Origin of the sequence: Bifidobacterium sp. M0399, assembly GCF_016100595.1 — a bacterium.
GTDB classification, from domain to species: domain Bacteria; phylum Actinomycetota; class Actinomycetes; order Actinomycetales; family Bifidobacteriaceae; genus Bombiscardovia; species Bombiscardovia polysaccharolytica.
In genome coordinates this window covers 625,917-646,011 of sequence record NZ_JACFSD010000001.1, presented here as the reverse complement: position 1 = coordinate 646,011, position 20,095 = coordinate 625,917, and the positions used below count along the sequence as shown (strand labels likewise).

General features: G+C 62.6%; 15 protein-coding genes. 13 read left to right on the top strand and 2 right to left on the bottom strand.

The window, feature by feature from the left end; translation table 11 throughout:
• Positions 1-59: 59 nt before the first annotated feature.
• Genes H3V09_RS02595 through era form a run of 5 tightly spaced genes read left to right on the top strand, consistent with a single transcriptional unit; the run spans position 60 to position 4,514 of the window.
• On the top strand, positions 60-407 hold the full coding sequence (locus H3V09_RS02595; protein ID WP_046322963.1) for a histidine triad nucleotide-binding protein: 348 nt from the start codon (positions 60-62) through the stop codon (positions 405-407).
• 40 nt (positions 408-447) lie between these two features.
• Complete coding sequence (locus tag H3V09_RS02590) at positions 448-1,602, top strand: PhoH family protein (protein WP_046322962.1); 1,155 nt, start codon at positions 448-450, stop codon at positions 1,600-1,602.
• Positions 1,599-2,153, top strand: a complete 555-nt coding sequence (gene ybeY, locus H3V09_RS02585; RefSeq protein ID WP_046322961.1) for an rRNA maturation RNase YbeY — start codon at positions 1,599-1,601, stop codon at positions 2,151-2,153. Before H3V09_RS02590 ends, ybeY begins: the two co-directional genes overlap by 4 nt.
• Positions 2,146-3,564 carry a hemolysin family protein gene (locus H3V09_RS02580; RefSeq protein WP_046322960.1) on the top strand — a complete coding sequence of 473 codons (1,419 nt, stop codon included), beginning with the start codon at positions 2,146-2,148 and terminating at the stop codon, positions 3,562-3,564. Before ybeY ends, H3V09_RS02580 begins: the two co-directional genes overlap by 8 nt.
• Positions 3,561-4,514: a GTPase Era gene (era, locus tag H3V09_RS02575; protein WP_046322959.1), complete on the top strand. Its 954-nt coding sequence runs from the start codon at positions 3,561-3,563 to the stop codon at positions 4,512-4,514. Before H3V09_RS02580 ends, era begins: the two co-directional genes overlap by 4 nt.
• A gap of 6 nt (positions 4,515-4,520) precedes the next feature.
• Here era and H3V09_RS02570 read toward each other — a convergent pair whose 3' ends face one another.
• Complete coding sequence (locus H3V09_RS02570) at positions 4,521-6,530, bottom strand: AMP-dependent synthetase/ligase (RefSeq protein WP_198190841.1); 2,010 nt, start codon at positions 6,528-6,530, stop codon at positions 4,521-4,523.
• 236 nt (positions 6,531-6,766) lie between these two features.
• Between H3V09_RS02570 and H3V09_RS02565 the strand changes: the two genes are divergently transcribed.
• From H3V09_RS02565 to H3V09_RS02555, 3 genes are all read left to right on the top strand, one after another.
• Positions 6,767-7,390 (top strand): 50S ribosomal protein L25/general stress protein Ctc, encoded by a 624-nt coding sequence (locus H3V09_RS02565; protein WP_110425283.1) that lies wholly within the window; start codon positions 6,767-6,769, stop codon positions 7,388-7,390.
• 186 nt (positions 7,391-7,576) lie between these two features.
• Positions 7,577-8,704, top strand: a complete 1,128-nt coding sequence (locus H3V09_RS02560; RefSeq protein WP_046322956.1) for a branched-chain amino acid aminotransferase — start codon at positions 7,577-7,579, stop codon at positions 8,702-8,704.
• Positions 8,705-8,887: 183 nt separating this feature from the next.
• On the top strand, positions 8,888-9,694 hold the full coding sequence (locus H3V09_RS02555; RefSeq protein ID WP_198191121.1) for a trimeric intracellular cation channel family protein: 807 nt from the start codon (positions 8,888-8,890) through the stop codon (positions 9,692-9,694).
• Positions 9,695-9,733: 39 nt separating this feature from the next.
• Here H3V09_RS02555 and rpsT read toward each other — a convergent pair whose 3' ends face one another.
• Positions 9,734-9,994 (bottom strand): 30S ribosomal protein S20, encoded by a 261-nt coding sequence (rpsT, locus tag H3V09_RS02550; RefSeq protein ID WP_046322954.1) that lies wholly within the window; start codon positions 9,992-9,994, stop codon positions 9,734-9,736.
• 147 nt (positions 9,995-10,141) lie between these two features.
• On the opposite strand from rpsT, the gene lepA reads away from it, so the two are divergent.
• From lepA to H3V09_RS02525, 5 genes are all read left to right on the top strand, one after another.
• A complete protein-coding gene (gene lepA, locus H3V09_RS02545) occupies positions 10,142-12,019 on the top strand; it encodes a translation elongation factor 4 (protein ID WP_198190840.1) in 1,878 nt (625 codons plus the stop codon).
• 4 nt (positions 12,020-12,023) lie between these two features.
• Entirely contained in the window at positions 12,024-13,367 is a 1,344-nt protein-coding gene (gene hemW / locus H3V09_RS02540; protein WP_198190839.1) for a radical SAM family heme chaperone HemW, read from the top strand.
• 123 nt (positions 13,368-13,490) lie between these two features.
• Complete coding sequence (gltB, locus tag H3V09_RS02535) at positions 13,491-18,047, top strand: glutamate synthase large subunit (RefSeq protein WP_198190838.1); 4,557 nt, start codon at positions 13,491-13,493, stop codon at positions 18,045-18,047.
• Between the two features lies 1 nt (position 18,048).
• Positions 18,049-19,596 (top strand): glutamate synthase subunit beta, encoded by a 1,548-nt coding sequence (locus H3V09_RS02530; protein WP_198190837.1) that lies wholly within the window; start codon positions 18,049-18,051, stop codon positions 19,594-19,596.
• 45 nt (positions 19,597-19,641) lie between these two features.
• The gene (locus H3V09_RS02525) at positions 19,642-20,094 is read left to right on the top strand and encodes a tripartite tricarboxylate transporter TctB family protein (protein WP_232339339.1); all 453 of its coding nucleotides are present in this window, start codon (positions 19,642-19,644) and stop codon (positions 20,092-20,094) included.
• Position 20,095: the final 1 nt, after the last annotated feature.

Below are 20,095 nucleotides of genomic sequence, written 5' to 3'. Positions count from 1 at the left end.
TAAGATGGGTAACAGCGAAAACGCCAAAAAGCCATGTCGGCAAACGGTAAGGAGTGGTCATGAGCGATGACGATCGACAGGAGGACTGCATTTTCTGCAAAATCGTGGCAGGGGAGGTCCCCAGTGAAAAGGTCTATGAGGATGAGACCGTCTACGCTTTCAAGGATGCCAACCCCAAGGCCGCCGTCCATGTCCTGATCGTCCCGCGTCACCACTACGCGTCCGTGGCTGAATTGGCCAAGGCCGATCCCAACACCCTGGCCCACATCGTCCAGGTGGCGCAGCAGATCGCCGACCAGGATTTCCACGGAGCCTACCGGCTGATCTTCAACACGGGGGAGGATGCCGGCCAATCGGTCTTTCATGTCCACGCCCACGTCCTGACCGGACAGGTGCTGCCCGAGTGAAGCCCATGTTCACCATCGTCATCGTGCAGGAAGGGAATCCGTGGCGGTAACTACGCGAACCCTGGAGATTCCGGAGGGAATCGACCCGGTTCAGGTGTTGGGGCCGGAAGACGCAGTCATTGACAGGATCGAGCATGCCTTCCCGGCAGTGTCTATCCTGGTTCGTGGCAACCGGATTATGCTGCGGGCTCAGGACCGGCAGGGCGACGTTGAGGCGGCACAGATCAGGGATCTACTGACCGAACTCATGCAGAACGCCGATCAGGTTCCCGTGGATGCCGATCAGGTGGGGCGAATACTGGACCACCGTCGTTTGGGGAACGCCGACGCAGCCGATTACTCCCATCCGGAAGAGCAGAAAATTACAGACCGCAATACTCAGGATCGCAATACGATAAACCATACTTCTGTAGACCGCGATTATGGGCAGACAGCTATGGCAGAGTCGGAGCGGAACAACGCTCTGGAAGGCATTGACCAACCACGTCAGGCAGCCCCAGCTGCAGTTCGCCGCCGCCCTCTGACCCAGGCTTCCAAGGGTCCGATCAGGCCCAAGACCGCTGGCCAGTCCGCCTATGTGGCCGCCATTGAAACGCATACCATCACTTTCGGCATTGGTCCGGCCGGCACCGGCAAGACCTATTTGGCAGTGGCCAAGGCCGTTCAGGAATTCCGGGCCGGCCGCATCGGCCGCATCATCCTGACCCGGCCTGCTGTGGAGGCGGGAGAGAGCCTGGGCTTTCTGCCTGGCACCCTCAATGAGAAGGTCGACCCCTATCTGCGGCCCCTCTACGATGCCCTGGCCGACATGCTGGGCACTTCGCGGCTCCACCGCCTTCTGGCCGATGAGACCATTGAAGTGGCCCCGCTGGCCTACATGCGGGGGCGCACCCTGAACGATGCCTTCGTCATCCTGGACGAAGCGCAGAACACCACCCGCAGGCAGATGAAGATGTTCCTGACCCGCTTGGGCTTCAACACCAAGATGGTCATCACCGGCGACGTCACCCAGGTGGATTTGGGTGGGCCTGCGTCTGGTCTGGCCACTATCGAACAGGTTCTGCACGGCATCGACGATATTGCCTTCGTGCACCTGCAGGCGGCCGATGTGGTGCGCAATCGGCTGGTCGGGCAGATTGTCCGGGCCTACGACCGCGCCGATCAAGCCCGCAGCCGGAGACGGGAGCAGGCATGAGCGTTGAAGTGACCAACGAGACCCAATGGCTGATCGATGCCAAAACCTTCTCCGATCTGGGAGTGTGGGTGCTGGACCAGATGCGGGTGAGCACCCAGTCCGACATGACTATCATCTTCAACGATCCCGAGCCCATGGCGGTGCTGCACGAGCGCTGGATGAACCTGGTCGGCCCTACTGATGTCATGAGCTTCCCTATGGACGAGCTGCGTCCCGGCGACGAGAACCATCGGCAGGAGGGCATCCTGGGCGACATCGTCATCTGCCCCTGGGTGGCGGCACAGCAGGCTCTGGCTGCCGGTCATTCCACCATGGAGGAGATGCTGCTGCTGGCGATTCACGGCACCCTGCATCTGCTTGGATACGACCACGCCAGCAGGGAGCAGGAGGCGCAGATGTTCGGACTGCAGCGCCAGCTGCTGCTGACCTTCCTGGCCTTGCGCCAGGGGCCCATTGCGAATGCCGCGCTGCCGGCCGGAGCCACCAATGCTTTGGAGATCTATGAGCGGTACGGCCGTGGTGCCTCTCAGAGAGGCAAATCTCATGAATGAGCGGACCATAGCCGCCATGGTGGTCATGGCTTTGGCCATCATCGCCTTGGTCATACTCTCCCTGGCGCTGGCCGAGGCCCAGGGGGCGCTCAACAGAGTGACCCGATCCAGTCTCAACAATTTGATTTTGGGCCTGCAGACCGACCAGGAACTCAGCCAGTTCTCCAGGATGAAGCGAATCGACCGCATTCATCGGGCCCAGAACCTAATCTCCCAGCGGCAGGTGACTGGAAGCGCCTGTGCCTTTTTCCGCATCATCTGTGACATCATGGTCGGCGTCCTGGTGGCCTGCATGGCTGCTCTTGGTGGCATGCCTCTCTGGGAGCAGCTGCTGTGCGGAGTGGTCATGGCCATCCTGGTGGCTGCCATCTCCGTCACCCTGGGCCCTCGTGGTCGTTCCCGTCAGCCCATGGAAGCGTTGCTCAAACACGTGCGCCTGGTCGGGATGGCTGTTCTGTTGACCCCCTTCAAGCGTCGACGGCAGGCTGAAGCCAGTGCCCGCAAAAACCTTCGCGGCGAACTTTCCGACGACGAGGAACTGGAGAAGATCCAGATCGAACAGGGTCGGGCCATGGTCGACCAGCTGGTGGAGGCCGGTGCCTTTGATCCCGAGATCTCCGAGATGTTGAAGAATGTGCTGACACTATCGACTACGCTGACACGCGAAATCATGGTTCCTCGCACCGACATGATCTGCATCTCCAAGGATGCCAGTTTGGATTCGGCTCTGAAGCTCTTCTCCCGGTCGGGATTCTCCCGTATTCCCGCCATTGGTGAAGACGTGGATGACCTGGTCGGTATCGTCTATTTGAAGGACGTGGTCCGTGCCCTGGCCTTCAACCGCAAGGGTGACAGATCAGTTGCCTCCATCATCCGTCGTCCCGTTCTGGTGCCAGAGTCCAAGCCCGTGGACGACCTCTTCCACTACATGCAACGCTCACGCCACCACCTGGCTGTGGTTGTGGACGAGTACGGGGGCATAGCCGGTTTGGTCACCATTGAGGATGCCATCGAGCAGATCGTGGGCGAGCTGGAGGATGAGCACGACCGGGTCCAGCACGACGAGCCCAAGCAGATCGGCCCGCATACTTGGCAGCTGCCGGTCCGCACGCCTATCGCCGACCTGGAGGAGCTCTACGAGATCACCATTGATGAAGATGACGTAGATACGGTCTACGGTTTGTTGACCAAGCTGCTGGGCTCCGTGCCAGTTTCAGGCTCATCGGCGGTGACCCGAGGAATAAGATTGACCGCCGGCGAGGCGGTCGGCCGTCGCAAGAAGATCGCCACCATCGTGGTCGAGCCAGCCAACGGATCCAACATCGCCCTGGACCTGGAAGACGGTGCTGAGCAAGGAGACGAACAGGCCGACAGGGATCAATCCGAGCAGGACAGTCAGGAGAATTCATGACCAAGGAAGAACAGAGCGAGGGCAAGGCACCGGTCCACCGATCGGGTTTCGTGGCGGTAGTGGGCCGACCCAATGTGGGCAAGTCCACGCTCATGAACGCCCTGGTAGGCAGGCCCATCGCCATAGCTTCCTCAAGGCCAGAGACTACCCGCAAGGCCATTCGGGGGATAATGACCCGCCCCGAGGCCCAGGTGGTCTTGGTGGACACCCCAGGCATCCATCGCCCGCGTACCTTGTTGGGCCAACGGCTCAACGACGTGGTGGAGGCATCCCTGTCGGACGTGGATGCCATTGCGTTCCTGCTGCCCGCAGACCAGGCCATCGGTCCAGGCGACCGTCGCATTCTCAGCCGGTTGCGGTCCGATTTCGCCCATAAGGACAAGGACGGCAAGTGGATTTGGCGAAAGCCTCTGATCGCCGTAGTGACGAAGATCGACCAGCTGAGCAAAAGCCAGCTGGTGGACAAGCTCCTGCAGATCGGGGCCTTCGCCGACTTCTCCCAGATTGTTCCGGTCAGCGCCCTGGAGGCTGACAACGTGGACGAGGTGGCCAAGGTTCTAATGGATGTCATGCCCGAAGGCCCTCAGCTCTACCCTGACGACCAGCTGACCGAGGAGCGTCCCGAGGACATGATTGCTGAGCTGGTTCGCGGAGCCTACCTGGAGGAGCTCAACGACGAGCTGCCCCACTCCCTGGCAGTTCGTGTGGAGTCAATCGATCCGGATCCAGAGGGCGGGCGCGACACGGTCCATATAGGCATTTATGTAGAGCGTGACTCCCAGAAGCCCATCGTCATCGGGCGGGGGGCTGAGCACCTGGTGCGCGTGAAGAAGAAGTTGCGCACCGCCGTCAACCGGACCATGGGTCGCAAGGTCCGGTTGGATTTGCACGTCAAGGTCGCCCGCAACTGGCAGACTGACCCCAAGCAGTTGGAGCGCCTGGGGTTCTGATCGTGTTCAGCGGCGGGGTGCCGGGGTGCGCTTGGCCGTATACATCCGGGTGTTCAGCAGGTCAGCGTAGCGCTCGATGACCTTGGGCCGAATCACCTTCATGGATGGTGTCATCAGACCATTGTCCTGGGTGAACTCCTCGGGCAGGATGATAAACTTGCGCACCGACTCGGCCCGGGAGACGCCCTCGTTGGCCCGGTCCACATACTCCTGGACCTCGGCCCGGACCACAGCGTTCTGTGCTGCCTCCTGAAGGGACATGTTGCGATCCAGACCCTTGGAGGCCAGCCAGGGACGCAGGGCTGTTTCGTTCAGGGTGACCAGGGCTGAGATGAAGGGGCGCTTGTCGCCCAGAACCAGGGCCTGGGAGACAATTTCGGAGCGCTCGATGACCTCCTCGATGGGCCTGGGGGAGACGTTCTTGCCGCCGGCCGTGATGATCAGGTCCTTCTTGCGCCCGGTCAGGAAGAGGAACCCGTCTCGGGAGAGCCGTCCCAGGTCGCCGGTGGCGTACCAGCCGTCCTCTGTGAAGGAATCGCGGGTGGCCTCCTCATTCTTGTGGTAGCGGTGGAATACACAGATGCCCTTGATCTGCACCTCGCTGTCCGAGGCGATGCGGATGGTGAATCCTGGGAAGGGGATGCCCACCGAGCCCCGGTGGTAGGGGGTGCCCAGGGGGTTGAAGGCGCAGGGTGCAGTGGTCTCGGTCAGGCCGTAGCCCTCATAGACCGGAACATTGGCGCCGCGGAAGAACCCCAGCAGCTCCGGGTCCAGGGGAGCTCCTCCGGAGACAATCCACTTGGCCCGCCCGCCCAGGACCTGGCGCAGAGAAGAATAGACCAGCGGGTCATATACGGCTCTCCGCAGGGCGCTGCGCCTGGTCGGCCATCCCTGACGGGAGATGTCCTCCATGTATGTGCGTGCAGCCCGGGCCGCCCCGTTGAAGATCCTGCCCTTGATGCCGTGCCCGGCCTTCTGGGATGCGGCGTTGTAGACCTTCTCGAAGACCCTGGGCACGCCGATGATGACCGTTGGCTTGGACTCCTGCAGATCGGACAGCAGGGTAGCCAGACCAGAGGAGATGTAGACGTGCATGGTCCCGTAGACGACCCCGTAGCTGATGGCCCGAGCAAACGTGTGGGCTTGGGGCAGGAAGAGCAGGATGGATCCATCCGGGTCGTGGGTCAGATTGGGAATGAAAGCGTTCAGGTTTCTGGCCAGCTGGCAGTAGTGCTCATGGGTCATCTCTACGCCTTTGGGCGCCGCAGTGGAACCAGAGGTGTAGACGATGGAGCAGAGGTCGGTCTTGTGGATGGAGTTGATCCGCTCGTCAAGCTCGGCGTCGCTGACCGATTCCCCATAGGCCTGCAGTTCCTGCAGGGCCCCGGATTCCAGGCAGGCGATCCGCTCCAGGGTGGGGCACTCCTTGTCGGCCCCCTCGGCCTTGGCGCGCATCTCTGTGGTCTGCACCACCAGTAGCCTGGCATCGGAGTTGTTGACGATGAATCGGATTTGCTCGGACGAGTCGGTGTCGTAGATGGTGGCGATGACCCCGCCAATGGAGAGGACCGCGGCATCCACGATGTCCCACTCATAGCTGGTCCTGCACATGAAGGCCACGGCATCGCCCTTCTTCAGCCCGTAGTGCATGAAGCCCTTGGCGGTGGTCCTGATGTCGTGCAGAATCTCGCGGCCGGTCCGGTAGGTCCAGCTGCCGTTCTCCACAAAGTGCAGAACCGGCTGGTCAGGAGTGCGGCGGGCCCGATCAGCGTAGATGTCGTAGACGGTCATGTCGTCTGGCACTGGACCCATACCGGCGGTGGTGGCCGAAAGCAGTCCCGAGGCTGGATCCATGCGCGTGGTGGTGGCGTAGTCAGCTGACCAGAAATGCGTATTGGGCAGGGCGAGGGCTTCCTGGGCGGCGCCTGATGGATCCGCAGCCTCCTCGCCCGTCGGTCCCTCCCCATGACCCACCTGGTGTGCCACAAAAGATTTGACCGATGCTAGTAACGACACGTTGTCTCCTTCAATAATCGCGGGATATGTCCAGAATAGCCGTTTACTTGGAGAAGGGCGGGCCCGGTGCTAAAGTAGGCACGTTGCTTTGGCGAGGGAGGCTTTCATGGCCTCCGTTATCGACTCGGCTGGATCATCGGCGGCCTTTTCTTTTGGGCGGTCCGGAATCCGACGCGGCGATGCGCCAGGACCGGCCCAGGTCGGTCTTGAGGAACCACTCAAGGAAGGAAGCCAACATGGCTAACACAATTAAGCTCGAGGGCGAAGTCCGCGACCAATTTGGCAAGGGGGCGGCACGCCGCATGCGCGTGGCCCAGCAGATCCCCGCCACCATCTACGCCGGCGGCGCCCAGCCCGACTACATCAAGCTGCCCATGCGCGAGACAACTTTAGCTCTGCGTCGCGCCAACGCCCTCTTCTCCATCAGCTTCGGCGGGCAGACCAAGACGGCGGTGGTCAAGGACGTGCAGCGCAACCCGGTCAAGCGCCAGGTAGAGCACATCGACTTCTATGAGGTCCGCGCCGGCGAGAAGGTCACCGTGGAGGTGCCTGTCTTCGTCAGCGGCGAGACCAAGGGCGCTGCCGTGGCCTTGGTCGACACCCAGAACCTGCAGGTCCGCGCCGACGTTTCCAACCTGCCCGAGCGCATCGATATCAGTGTTGAGGGCCTGGCAGAGGGCGACAAGATCCTGGCCAAGGACATCAAGCTGCCCGAAGGCTCCGAGCTGATCATCGACGATATGGAGGAATCCATCGTCTCCGTCGAGATCCCCAAGGAGGAGAGCCTGGAGACCCCCACCGAGGAAACCGGACAGACCGAGGCGGAAGCTGCCCCGGAGGCCGACGAACAGAGCGAGTGAACCAAGAGGTTCGATCTGCAAGGCCGTGGGATCATCACGATCCTGCGGCCTTTTTGCCTATAACGGTCACTATGCGAAATACGCTGAACGGGCCAGGGTCTGCCTATGCGATAGTTCGGGTACCGGGCATCGCCATAAGCATAGCGCCCGAGCAACCAATACAGTAGCAAGAAGAAGTGGTAGATAATGGCAGAGCAATCACATCACGACCCGAAGGCACTCAATGAGTTGGCGGACGCTTTCAAGGTCATTCCCAACGATCATCCCGCCTCTGACGAGGAGCGTGCCCGGCTGATTGATAAGCCTGCCTTCGGCCAGCTCTTCTCAGACAACATGGCCCACATGGGATGGACTTCAAACGACGGCTGGAAGGACCGCAGGGTTGAGCCTTACGGACCGCTCAGCCTGGATCCGGGCGCCTCGGTGCTTCACTATGCCCAGGAGGCCTTTGAGGGGCTCAAAGCTTACTACCATGACGACGGCTCCATCTGGCTCTTCCGGCCCGATGCCAATGCTCAGCGCTTCTACAATTCCGCCAAGCGTCTGGCCCTGCCTCCGCTCGAGCCCGATGACTTCCTGGGATCGGTCGCGGCCTTGGTCCGCCGTGACGCGGCCTGGGTGCCCAAGCGTCGTGAGTATACGCTCTATATGCGCCCCTATATGTTCGCCTCCGAGCCTTTCCTGGGTGTGCGCGCTCCACATGCGGTGGATTATTGCGTCATCGCCTCGCCCTCGGGACCCTACTTCGCCGGAGGTGTCAAGCCGGTCAGCATCTGGGTGGAAGACAAGTGGTTCCGCACCGGCCCCGGCGGCACCGGCTTCGCCAAGTGCGGCGGCAACTATGCGGCATCCCTGCTGGGTGAGAACCGCGGTGCTGAGCACGGATGCGAGCAGGTCTGCTTCGTCGACGCAGCCACCAAGACCTACCTGGAGGAGCTTGGCGGCATGAACATGTTCACCGTCCACAAGGACGGACACCTGGAGACCCCTAGCCTGACCGGAACCATTCTGCCCGGCGTCACCCGCAACTCCCTGATCACCCTGGCCCAGGACCACGGCCGTGACGTGGTTGAGACCATGATCCGTCTGGACACGCTGCTGGACGACATCCGCTCCGGCGAGGTCACCGAGGTGTTTGCCTGCGGGACCGCCGCCATAATCACACCGATCGGGCGCTTCAAGTCTGAGAACTTCGACGTTGAGGTGGCCGATGGTGGTTCAGGCAAGGTTACTATGGACTTCCGCAACGAGCTCCTGGGCATCCAGCTGGGCGAGATCGAGGATCCGCACGACTGGATGTGGAAGGTCTGTTGAGCGCTGACTCCATTACTGCCTGATAGGTCTTGAAAGGAAAGCGGCTTCAGGGTGATATTCCGCCTTGGGTCGCTTTCTCTCATGTTTGTGGCCTTGTGCACATCACCGGCCTGTTCTGCTGTGTGTTTGGCTAATCTATAGACGGACCTGAGTGCGGGACGAGTTCGGGAGGAGAGGCGCGTGATGAAGACGGCCTTGGAGGGGAACCTGATCTTCATGGTCATCGAGTACCTGGGCATCCTAAGTTGCGGTCTTTCAGGCGGTCTGGCTGCTGTGCGCAAGGGCTATGATATCATCGCCATTCTGCTGGTTTCGTGGATCAGCGCCTTGGGCGGCGGGGTGGTCCGTGATGTCCTGCTGGGTCAAGTGCCACCCAGCGGCATCACCGATAAGGGCTCGGTCATCGTTACCCTGGCATCCGGCCTGGTCGTAGCTGTCGCTCATCCTGAAATCAGTAGGATGACCTGGTCCATGCTGGTCACCGATGCCATGGCCCTGGGGTCTTTCGCTGTCAACGGGACCGCCAAGGCTTTGATGTGTGGAACCGGGGGCATGACGGCCATCTTTATGGGCATGGCCACGGCCCTGGTAGGCGGCCTGCTGCGAGACATCCTTCTCAACCAGGTGCCTGCGGTCATCCAGGACCAGCATTGGTACGCTCTGCCTTCCCTGATCGGTTGCCTGCTGACCCTAGCCTCCACGCGCGCCCAGCAGCACGGGCTCTATCCGGCACGGGTCGACATGGCTCTGGACCTGGCCATCGTGGCCCTGGTGGTCGTCCTGCGCATCATCTCGGTGAAATTCGACATTCTGGTGCCTGGGGCAGTGGACCGGCGCTCGGCCCGGCTGCCGCTCAACGATGCCCAGCTGGCCAGGGCCATCCGTCATCTGATGCGCGGCCGGTCGAATATCAGCGTCACCATCAAGCACACCGACGAGGATACCGGTGAGAATCCGGATGCGAATTCGGGTATCAAAAAGGGCCGGTGATCCAAGCGCTTGGATCACCGGCCCTTTGGGGCACCCGGTTCAGAGGGCGTTGACGGCGTTGGCCAGACCGGACTTGCGGTTGGCGGCCTGGTTGCGGTGGATTACACCCTTTCCTGCAGCCTTGTCCAGACGACGGGCGGCCACCTGGTAAGCAGCCTGAGCGGCCTCCTTGTCACCGGCATCCACGGCATTACGCACGGAACGCACTGAGGTCTTGATTGCGCTCTTGACCTCCTTGTTGCGCAGGTGCGCCTTTTCGTTGGTGATGACCCGCTTCTTCTGCGACTTGATGTTTGCCAATGTTGCTCCAAACGATGAATGTATCTGTACAGACAACCCACCATAATAGCACCCGACCGGGAGAAGAATCCTCTTGGAGCGGGCGCTTCGGCCCAGGGCATCGTCTAGAATCGTTAGACCAGACATACGTGTGAGGAGAGCAGACCGGTGCAGGAAGCCAAGAACCAACCAGGATTCACCGACCAATCGCTGATCCGCAACTTCTGCATCATCGCCCACATCGATCACGGAAAATCCACGGTGGCCGACCGGATTCTGCAGCTGAGCGGAATCGTGCCCAAGCGCGAGATGCACGATCGGTTCCTAGACAGGATGGACATCGAGCAGGAGCGCGGGATCACCATCAAATCCCAGGCAGTTCGCCTGCCCTGGGTCAAGGACGGCATCGAATATACCCTGGGAATGATTGACACTCCCGGTCATGTGGACTTTACCTACGAGGTCTCCCGGGCCCTGGAAGCCTGCGAGGGCGCGGTACTGCTGGTGGACGCCACCCAGGGCATTGAGGCACAGACCCTCTCCAACCTGTATATGGCCCTGGAGGATGATCTGACCATTATCCCTGTCCTCAACAAAATCGACCTACCCTCGGCCGAGCCGGACAAGCATGCCGAGGAGATTGCCAACCTGATCGGTTGCTCAACGGACGAGGTGCTCCGGGTGTCGGGCAAGACCGGCCAAGGTATCCGCGAACTGGTGGACCGGATCGTGGACCAAGTGCCAGCCCCTAAGGGGGATCCCAAGGCCCCGGCCCGGGCTCTGATTTTCGACTCGGTCTATGACTCCTACCGGGGAATCGTCACCTATATCAGGATGGTGGATGGTGAACTCAAGGAGCGCCAGAAGATTCGGATGATGGGCCGGGGGACCGTGCATGACCCCATCGAGTTGGGTGTCATCAGCCCCGACATGACCCCCACCAAGGCCCTGGGCGCCGGTGAGGTCGGCTACGTCATCACCGGCGTCAAGGATGTCAGCCAGTCCAAGGTGGGCGACACAGTCACCACCGAGGCAAATCCCGCCAAGGAGCCCCTGCCCGGCTATCAGGACCCCCAGCCCATGGTCTATTCCGGGCTCTTCCCCATCGACAACGCCCAGTTCCCCGAGCTGCGCGACGCCCTGGACAAGCTCAAGCTCAACGATGCGGCCCTGGTCTACGAGCCAGAGACCTCGGTGGCCCTGGGCTTCGGCTTCCGCTGTGGCTTCCTTGGGCTGTTGCACATGGAGATCGTCACCGAGCGTCTGAGCAGGGAGTTCGGCATGGACCTGATCGCTACGGCCCCCAACGTCACCTATCAGGTCACCATGGAGGACGGCAGCGAGCACACGGTGACCAACCCCAGCGAGTTCCCCGATGGCAAGGTTCGTCAGATTCTGGAACCCGTTGTCAGCGCCGATATCATCACCCCCAAGGAGTTCATTGGACCGGTCATGGAGCTCTGCCAGGACCATCGCGGGCAGATGGGGACCATGGAGTACCTGAGTCCCGAGCGCGTCGAGATGCACTACAAGATGCCCTTGGCCGAGATCGTCTTCGACTTCTTCGACCAGCTGAAGAGTCGAACCAAGGGCTACGCTAGCCTTGACTATCAGCCCGACGGGACCCAGTCCGCCGACCTGGTCAAGGTGGACATCCTCATCCAGGGGGAGAAGATTGATGCCTTCTCGGCAATCGTCCACAAGGACAAGGCATACGCCTACGGGGTGATGATGACCAAGAAGCTGCGCAAGCTGATTCCCCGCCAGCAGTTCGAGATCCCCATACAGGCGGCCATAGGGTCCCGGATCATCGCCCGGGAGACCATCAGCGCTCTGCGCAAGGATGTGCTGGCAAAGTGCTATGGGGGCGACATCACCCGCAAGCGCAAGCTGCTGGAGAAGCAGAAGGCCGGCAAGAAGCGCATGAAGATGCTGGGACATGTCGAGGTGCCCCAAGAGGCCTTCATCGCCGCCCTGAGCACGGGCCAGGCCCAGGATCGGGACACCAAGGACAAAATCCGGGCCGCCGCTAAGAAGGAGGGCTGAACGGGTGGGATCCTACCAGGTCTACATCCATGTGCCCTTCTGCATGCGCCGCTGCGGCTACTGCGACTTCAACACCTATACGGCCCGTGACCTGGGCGGTGGCGCCAGCCGTGAGCATTACGCCGACCTGGCCATCCAGGAGATGCGCATGGTTCGCGACTGGCAGACCTCTAGGGGGCTGATAGAGCCGCCCGTGTCCACCATCTTCTTCGGTGGAGGTACCCCGACCATCCTGCCGGCCCAGGATCTGGTGCGCATGGTCGAGGCCGTAGCCGACCTCTGGGGCCTGTCCTCCGGGGCCGAGATCACCACCGAGGCCAATCCTGACACTGTGGATCGGACCTACCTGAAGCAGTTACTCCGGGGCGGTATCAATCGCGTTTCTTTCGGTATGCAGTCAGCGGTGCCCAGCGTCCTGGCAACCCTGGATCGTACCCATACCCCGGCCAATGTGACCAATGACGTGGCCGCTGCTAAAGACTTGGGTCTCAGGGCTAGTGTGGACCTGATCTACGGGACGCCGGGGGAGCGGCTTGAGGATTGGCGGACCAGCCTGCAGGCGGCTCTGGACCTGGGCGTGGAGCATGTCTCCGCCTACGCCCTGACACTGGAGCCCACCACCAAGATGGGCCGTGCAGTGCGCCGGGGCCAACTGCCCGCGCCCGATGACGATGACGAGGCGGCCAAGTACGAGATGGCCGACGACATGCTCTCTGAGGCGGGCCTCTACTGGTATGAGATCTCAAACTGGGCCCGCCCCGGCCAGGAGAGTCGTCACAACCTAGGCTATTGGCACAACGTGGACTGGGCCGGCATCGGACCTGGCGCCCACTCCCACTATCGTGCTCTGGAAGGGGAGGGCACAGGCATGGCACCGGTGGAAGAAGCCCGGGAACCGGAGCCCGTTTCCTCCGTTTCGCCCGGGTTCAGGGCCACCGGAAAAGCAGCAGCTCAAGAGGCCGATCCTGGGGTACGCTGGTGGCTTTCGCCGGAGCCCGGTCTGGGGGAACGGCGTGCACGGGCCATCCGCTCCTGGGACATCGCCCACCCAAGGGACTGGGCGGCCGCCATGGATGCAGGACATGTGCCCTGGCAGGATGCCGAGCTTCTGGGCTGGAGGCAGGACCTGGAGGAGACGGTCATGCTGGCCCTGCGCCTGCCCGAAGGCCTGGGACTGGATCGACTGACCAGGCTGGCCGGTCGTCCGGCCGATCCGAAGATCCTCAAGGATCTGGTCGATCAGGGCCTCCTGCTGCCCGTGCCTGACAGAATTCAGGTGACCCGCCGGGGCCGCCTGCTCAACGATCTGGTCATCGATCAGGTTCTAGAGGCGGTAGGAATTCGTTAGACACTGCGGAACGTTACACGGATGTCACCTGTGGATGCATTATTCTGTTGATTCACCATTGACAAGGCTCCTCAAGGGCGGAGCATGCCGGCCCCGCCCCCGTCCACGAATGAGGTGATTGCGGTGTCATTCACGGCCCCTCTCGATTTGCATGTCCGCGGCCCCCAAGGGCTCTATGACCCTGATACGGAACACGATGCCTGCGGTTTCGGCATGGTTGCCACCCTAAACCGACGGGACGAAAGACTGATCGTCGAGCAGGGCATCCGCGTCTTGATCAACCTGGACCACCGAGGAGCCGTGGGAGCCGAGCCCAACACCGGCGATGGGGCCGGCATCATGCTCTCTATGCCCGACGAGTTCATGCGCACCCGGGTCTACCGGAATCTGCCCGAAGCCGGCCACTATCTGGCGGGCATGGCCTTCTTGGATAGGGACCCGGCTCAGGCTGCCGGCCAGGAGGAGGCCATCGCCTCCATTGCCGGCCAGGAGGGGCTGCGCGTTCTGGCCTGGCGGTCAGTACCCACCGATCCGGACGGATTGGGCCTGCAGGCTCTGGCCTCCATGCCCCGCTTCCTCATGCCCATCATGTGTGACGCCGGTCCTGAGGGCCGTGGAGATCTGGATCTAGAGCGGCTGGGCTACCGGGTTCGTAAGCGCGCCGAGCACGAGCTGGGTGTCTACTTCGCATCCCTGTCCTGCCGAACCATCACCTACAAGGGCATGCTGACCACCAAGCAGCTGCAGGGATTCTTCCCGGACCTGAGTGATCCGGCCATGAAGGCCCGCCTGGCCATCGTCCATTCCCGCTTCTCAACCAATACTTTCCCATCCTGGCCCTTGGCCCAGCCCTTCAGGATGATCGCCCACAACGGGGAGATCAACACCATTCAGGGCAACCGCAACTGGATGTCAGCCCGGGAAGGAATGCTGAGCTCGGAGCTGCTGGGCGATATGGCCCCGCTGCTGCCGGTCAACACCCCCGGAGCCTCGGACTCGGGCACCTTCGACGAGACCCTGGAACTGCTCCACCTGGCGGGTCGGTCCTTGCCACACGCCGTCTCCATGATGATGCCTCCGGCCTGGCAGCAGGATCCGGACATGGACCCGGATCTGAAGGCCTTCTACGAGTACAACGACACCCTGATCGAGCCCTGGGACGGCCCGGCGGCCATCGTATTCACCGACGGAACCCTGGTGGGTGCCCAGCTGGACCGCAATGGCCTGCGCCCTGGCCGCTGGCAGCTGACCGATGACGGCCACCTGGTCCTGGCCTCGGAGGCCGGTGTCCTAGAGGACACGCCCCAGGAGTCCATCGTCTCCAAGGGCAGGCTGGAGCCGGGGCGCATGTTCCTGGCCGACACCAAAGAGGGCCGGATAGTGCCCGACAGCGAGATCAAGCGCCAGCTGGCCGGTCTGCACCCCTACAGGAAGTGGATTTCCGAACGCACCGTCCGCCTGGACGATCTGCCCGAGCGAGAGCATGTCAATTACTCGCGCATCTCGGTCCACCGTCGGCAGCAGGCCTTCGGCTACACCCGGGAGGACCTGACCATGCTGTTGGGTCCCATGGCCGAAACCGGCAGTGAGCCCATCGGCTCAATGGGCAATGACGCGCCCATCGCCGTGCTCTCACGCCGGTCCCGCATGCTCTTCGACTACTTCACCCAGAAGTTCGCCCAGGTCACCAATCCGCCCCTGGACTGGGAGCGTGAGGAGCTGGTGACCAGCATCGCCTCGGCCATCGGGCCCGAGCCCAATCTTTTGGAGGACACCCCCGAGCACGCTTGGAAGATTCACATCGACCTGCCAGTGGTGAACTCCGTCCAGATGGCGCAGATCAAGCGTCTGGACCGGGCACCGGTCCTGGAAGGCCGCTTCCGCCCCCGTCTGATCCGCGGCCTCTATCAGGTGGCCGGAGGCGGCAAGGCGCTTGAGGAGCGTCTGGAAGCCATCGAAAGGGAGGTGGATCAGGCCATCGAGGAGGGCTGCAATGTGCTTGTCCTGTCCGACCGGGACTCCAACCACATTTGGGGACCCATACCCTCCCTGCTGCTGACCGGGGCCGTACAGCACCATCTGCTTCGTCAGCACACGCGCACCCAGGTCTCCCTGGCGGTGGAGGCCGGCGACGTGCGCGAGGTCCACCACGTGGCCCTGCTGATTGCCTATGGCGCAGCCTGCGTCAATCCCTACCTGGCACTGGAGTCTGTGGAGAATCTGGCCAACAGCGGGGACTTGCACGTGGATGCCAAAAAGGCCTCCGACAACCTGGTCCGGGCTTTGAGCACCGGGGTCCTCAAAATCATGAGCAAGATGGGCGTGAGCACCATCATGTCCTACCGCGGCTCCCAGCTCTTCGAGGCCGTCGGACTCAGTCGGGAGGTCATCGACCGCTGGTTCACGGGCACTACCTCCCTGGTGGGCGGCATAGGCCTGGATGAGATCGCCGCCGAGGTGGCCTATCCCATTGAGTGGACCGCTGGCTCCGGGCATGATCTGGAAACAGGCGGCAACTACCACTGGCGCCGCACCGGCGAGGACCACCTGAACGACCCAGAGTCCATCTTCCTGCTCCAGCAGTCCACCAAACGAGGGGACTACGGGCTCTTCAGGGCCTACACCGACCATGTGAACGCGGCGGTCAAGCAGGGCATGACCCTGCGCGGCCTCATGGAGCTGCACTCCGACAGGGCGCCCATACCGCTGGACCAGGTGGAGGCCGCCGAGTCCATCGTCACCCGCTTCTCCACTGGAGCCATGAGCTACGGGTCCATCTCCCAAGAAGCCCATGAGACCATGGCAGTGGCCATGAATCGGCTCGGGGCCAGGTCCAACTCGGGCGAAGGTGGCGAGTCCCCGGATCGAATCGCAGACCCGGCCCGAACCAGCCGCATCAAGCAGGTGGCCTCGGCCCGATTCGGGGTCACCAGCGACTATCTGGTTTCGGCCACCGACCTGCAGATCAAGTTGGCCCAGGGAGCCAAGCCGGGGGAGGGTGGCCACCTTCCCGGCGCCAAGGTTCCCCCCTGGATCGCCCAGGTCAGGCGCTCCACACCTGGGGTCGAGCTCATCTCCCCTCCGCCCCACCATGACATCTATTCCATCGAGGATCTCAAACAGCTCATCCATGACCTGAAGATGGCCAACCCGCGGGCTCGCATCCACGTCAAGCTGGTCTCCGAGCACGGGGTGGGAACCGTGGCCGCAGGCGTGGCCAAATGCCATGCCGACGTGGTCCTCATCTCCGGCCAGGACGGTGGAACGGGAGCGGCGCCCCTCAATGCCATCAAGCACGCGGGCACCCCCTGGGAGCTGGGCCTGGCCGAGACCCAGCAGACCCTGGTCATGAACGACCTGCGCTCGCGGATTGTGGTCCAGTGCGACGGGGAGCTCAAAACCGGCCGCGACGTTGTCATAGCCGCTCTGCTGGGTGCCGAGGAGTTCGGTTTCGCCACCACGGCGCTCCAGGTGGAGGGCTGCGTCATGATGCGGGCCTGCCATAAGAACACCTGCCCCCAGGGCATAGCCACCCAGGATCCGGAGCTGCGCTCCCGCTTCACCGGTCGGCCCGAGGATCTGATCAACTTCTTCATGTTCATGGCTCGCCAGGTGCGGGAAATTCTGGCCTCCTTGGGCTTCGCCAGCCTGGAGGAGGCAGTCGGTCACGTGGAGTGCCTGCGCCGGGACCCCTCTGTGCAGACCTGGAAGAGCCAGGGCATCGACCTAAATGCCATTCTGCGCAAGCCGGGCCCCACTCCGGGCACTGTGCTGCACCACACTCAGGCCCAGGACCACGAGCTGGACAAGTCACTGGATGTGGATCTGATCAATCAGGCCATCGACGCCTTGGACGAGGGTCGGCCGGTGGCCATCAGGGGAACCGTGCGCAACGTCAACCGGAGCGTAGGTACCATGCTGGGCTACAGAATCACCCGCAAATACGGTGCGGCCGGCCTGCCCCCGAACACCGTGGACATCACGCTGACAGGTTCTGCCGGACAGTCCCTGGGTGCCTTCATTCCTAGAGGCGAGACCATTCGGGTGATCGGTGAGGCCAACGACTATGCAGGCAAGGGCCTGTCCGGCGGCCGTCTGGTCCTCCACGCTGCCCAGGGAGTTCGCTTCGATCCTCACGAGACCGTCATCTGCGGCAACGTGGCAGGATTCGGTGCCACCTCAGGCGATATGTTCGTGGCTGGACGGGCCGGGGAGCGCTTTGCCGTGCGCAACGGTGGCGGCCGCTTCGTGGTCGAGGGTCTGGGCGACCACGGTTGCGAGTACATGACCGGTGGCCTGGTGGTGGTTCTGGGTTCCACTGGACGCAACTTCGGCGCTGGCTTCTCGGGAGGGGATGTCTACCTGCTGGATATGGATACCTCCCGTCTCAATCCTGAAGCCTGGAATGACGGCTCCCTGCTGGCCCTGGAGCCCGACCAGGACCAGGCAGCCATGCTCAAGGAACTGATAGCGGAGCATGTCCGGCTGACTGGCTCAAAGGCTGCAGCCACCCTGCTCGCGGACTGGCCAAACGCGCTGGCCCGGTTCACCCATCTGGTACCCCGTCGTTATTTGGCCATGAAGCAGGCCATGGAAGAGGCCGAACGTGAGCAGGTGGACTTCAACGAGCCCGGCGTCTGGGATGCCACCTACGCCCAGGTCATGGAAGGAGCGCACTAATATGGTCGACCCCAAGGGATTTCTCAAGGTACGTACCCGGCACGAGCTGGCCGAGCGCCCGGTCGCTGAACGTCTGAAGGACTGGCGGGATGTGCACCAGTCCACCGGCCCCGGGCCCTGGACCGCCGAGCAGGCCGCCCGCTGCATGGACTGCGGCACCCCCTTCTGCATGACCGGCTGCCCTCTGGGCAACCTGATCCCCGAGTTCAACGACCTGCTGTCCCGGGGCCGCTGGGAGGAGGCCTACGAGCGGCTGAGCCTAACCAACAACTTCCCGGAGTTCACCGGACGAATCTGCCCTGCTCCCTGCGAGTCCTCCTGCGTGCTCTCGATTCACCAACCGGCCACCACCATCAAGCTTGACGAGCAGACCATCATTGACCAGGCCTGGTCCCTAGGCCTGGTCAAGCCCCGGCCTCCGCAGCGGTTGACCGACATGACTGTGGCTGTGGTCGGGTCGGGTCCAGCAGGGTTGGCCTGCGCCCAGCAGTTGACCAGGGCCGGACACACGGTAGTTGTCTATGAGCGCGCCGATGCCATAGGCGGCCTCTTGCGTTACGGCATTCCCGCCTTCAAGCTGGAGAAGTCCCTGCTGGATCGCCGGTTGGAGCAGATGGAGGCTGAGGGGACCCGATTCCGCACTGGCATCGAAATCGGCCGAGAACTGGGTTGGGACCAGCTGCGTGCCCGATACGATGCCCTGGTGGTGGCCATCGGTTCAACTGAACCCAGGCGTGTGGACCTGCCCGGACGGGAGCTGAAGGGTATCCACTACGCCATGGACTTTCTGCCTGACCCCACCCGTAAACTCATGGGCCGCGAGCCCATCAACGACATCGATGCATCCGACAAGAACGTCATCATCATCGGCGGCGGCGACACCGGGTCGGACTGCTTGGGCACGGCTCTTCGAGAGGGCGCCAAGTCGGTTACCGTCCTGCAGATCCGGCCTCGGGAACCCACATCCAGGCCTGATAACCGGCCCTGGCCAACTTACGCCAGGCTTTACAATCCCACCTCCTCCATGGAGGAGGGCGGCCACTACGAATACGCGGTGGACAGCCTGGAATACCTGGGTGCCGGGGCTGATGACCGAATCAACCTGGACCAGACCAGCGCCCCCACCGGCTTCGACAGGGACGATGAGGGACGAGTGTGCGGAGTTCGCGTGGTGGATGTCAGTCGTGACGACCAGGACCGAATCATTCCCCATCCCGACACCGAGCGAGTCCTGCCGGCAGACCTGGTGCTGATCAGCATTGGCTTTGCCCATCCGGAGACGGTCACCCTAACAGGACAGACCGGCGTAGGACTGGACCCTCGCGGCAACGTGGCCCGTGATGCCGACTATGCCACCGACCGTGACGGGATCTTCGTGTGCGGTGATGCCGGACGCGGCCAGTCCCTGGTGGTCTGGGCGCTGGCCGAGGGTCGTTCCTGCGCGGCGGCAGTGGACCGGTATCTGACCGGCGCCACCGAACTGCCTGCTCCCATTCGAGCCGATGAGCGCGCCATGACTCTGCCTGCGGCCGACCGGTACCCACGCTAATATGAAAAGGTATGGTGCCGATCGAAGGGATGGAGGCAGTGGGATATGACCAACCGCGCTGAACGTAGGGCGCAGGCCAAGCGGAGCCGCCGTAGCGGCAGCGACGACCGGAGGATGGCGGCCAAGGGCAGGGCCGGAGTGATGGACGAACGGGCCTTGCAGGAGCGTTCCCGTCGGCTGGAGGCTGGCCAGGGCGCCGAGTGGAAGCCCACCGGGCACACCGATGACCTGGTGCAGAAGGACTCCGTGGACCCCAACAATCGCAACCCCCGTCTGTTGAAGGCTCCTAGTGGTGTGCGTGAGTGGCTGCGAATCCTGGTCTGGGCCCTGATCATTTGCTCCGGCCTGGCCTTCCTGGTCTGCATGTGGTTGCCCCACGTTCCAATCTGGGCCACCATCGCCATCGCGGTGGTCTTCTGCCTGGGCGTACTGGGGCTCTTCCTGGTCGGCGGCAACCGGGACAATCCCCGACTGGACTCCTACGGAACGGCCCTGTGAC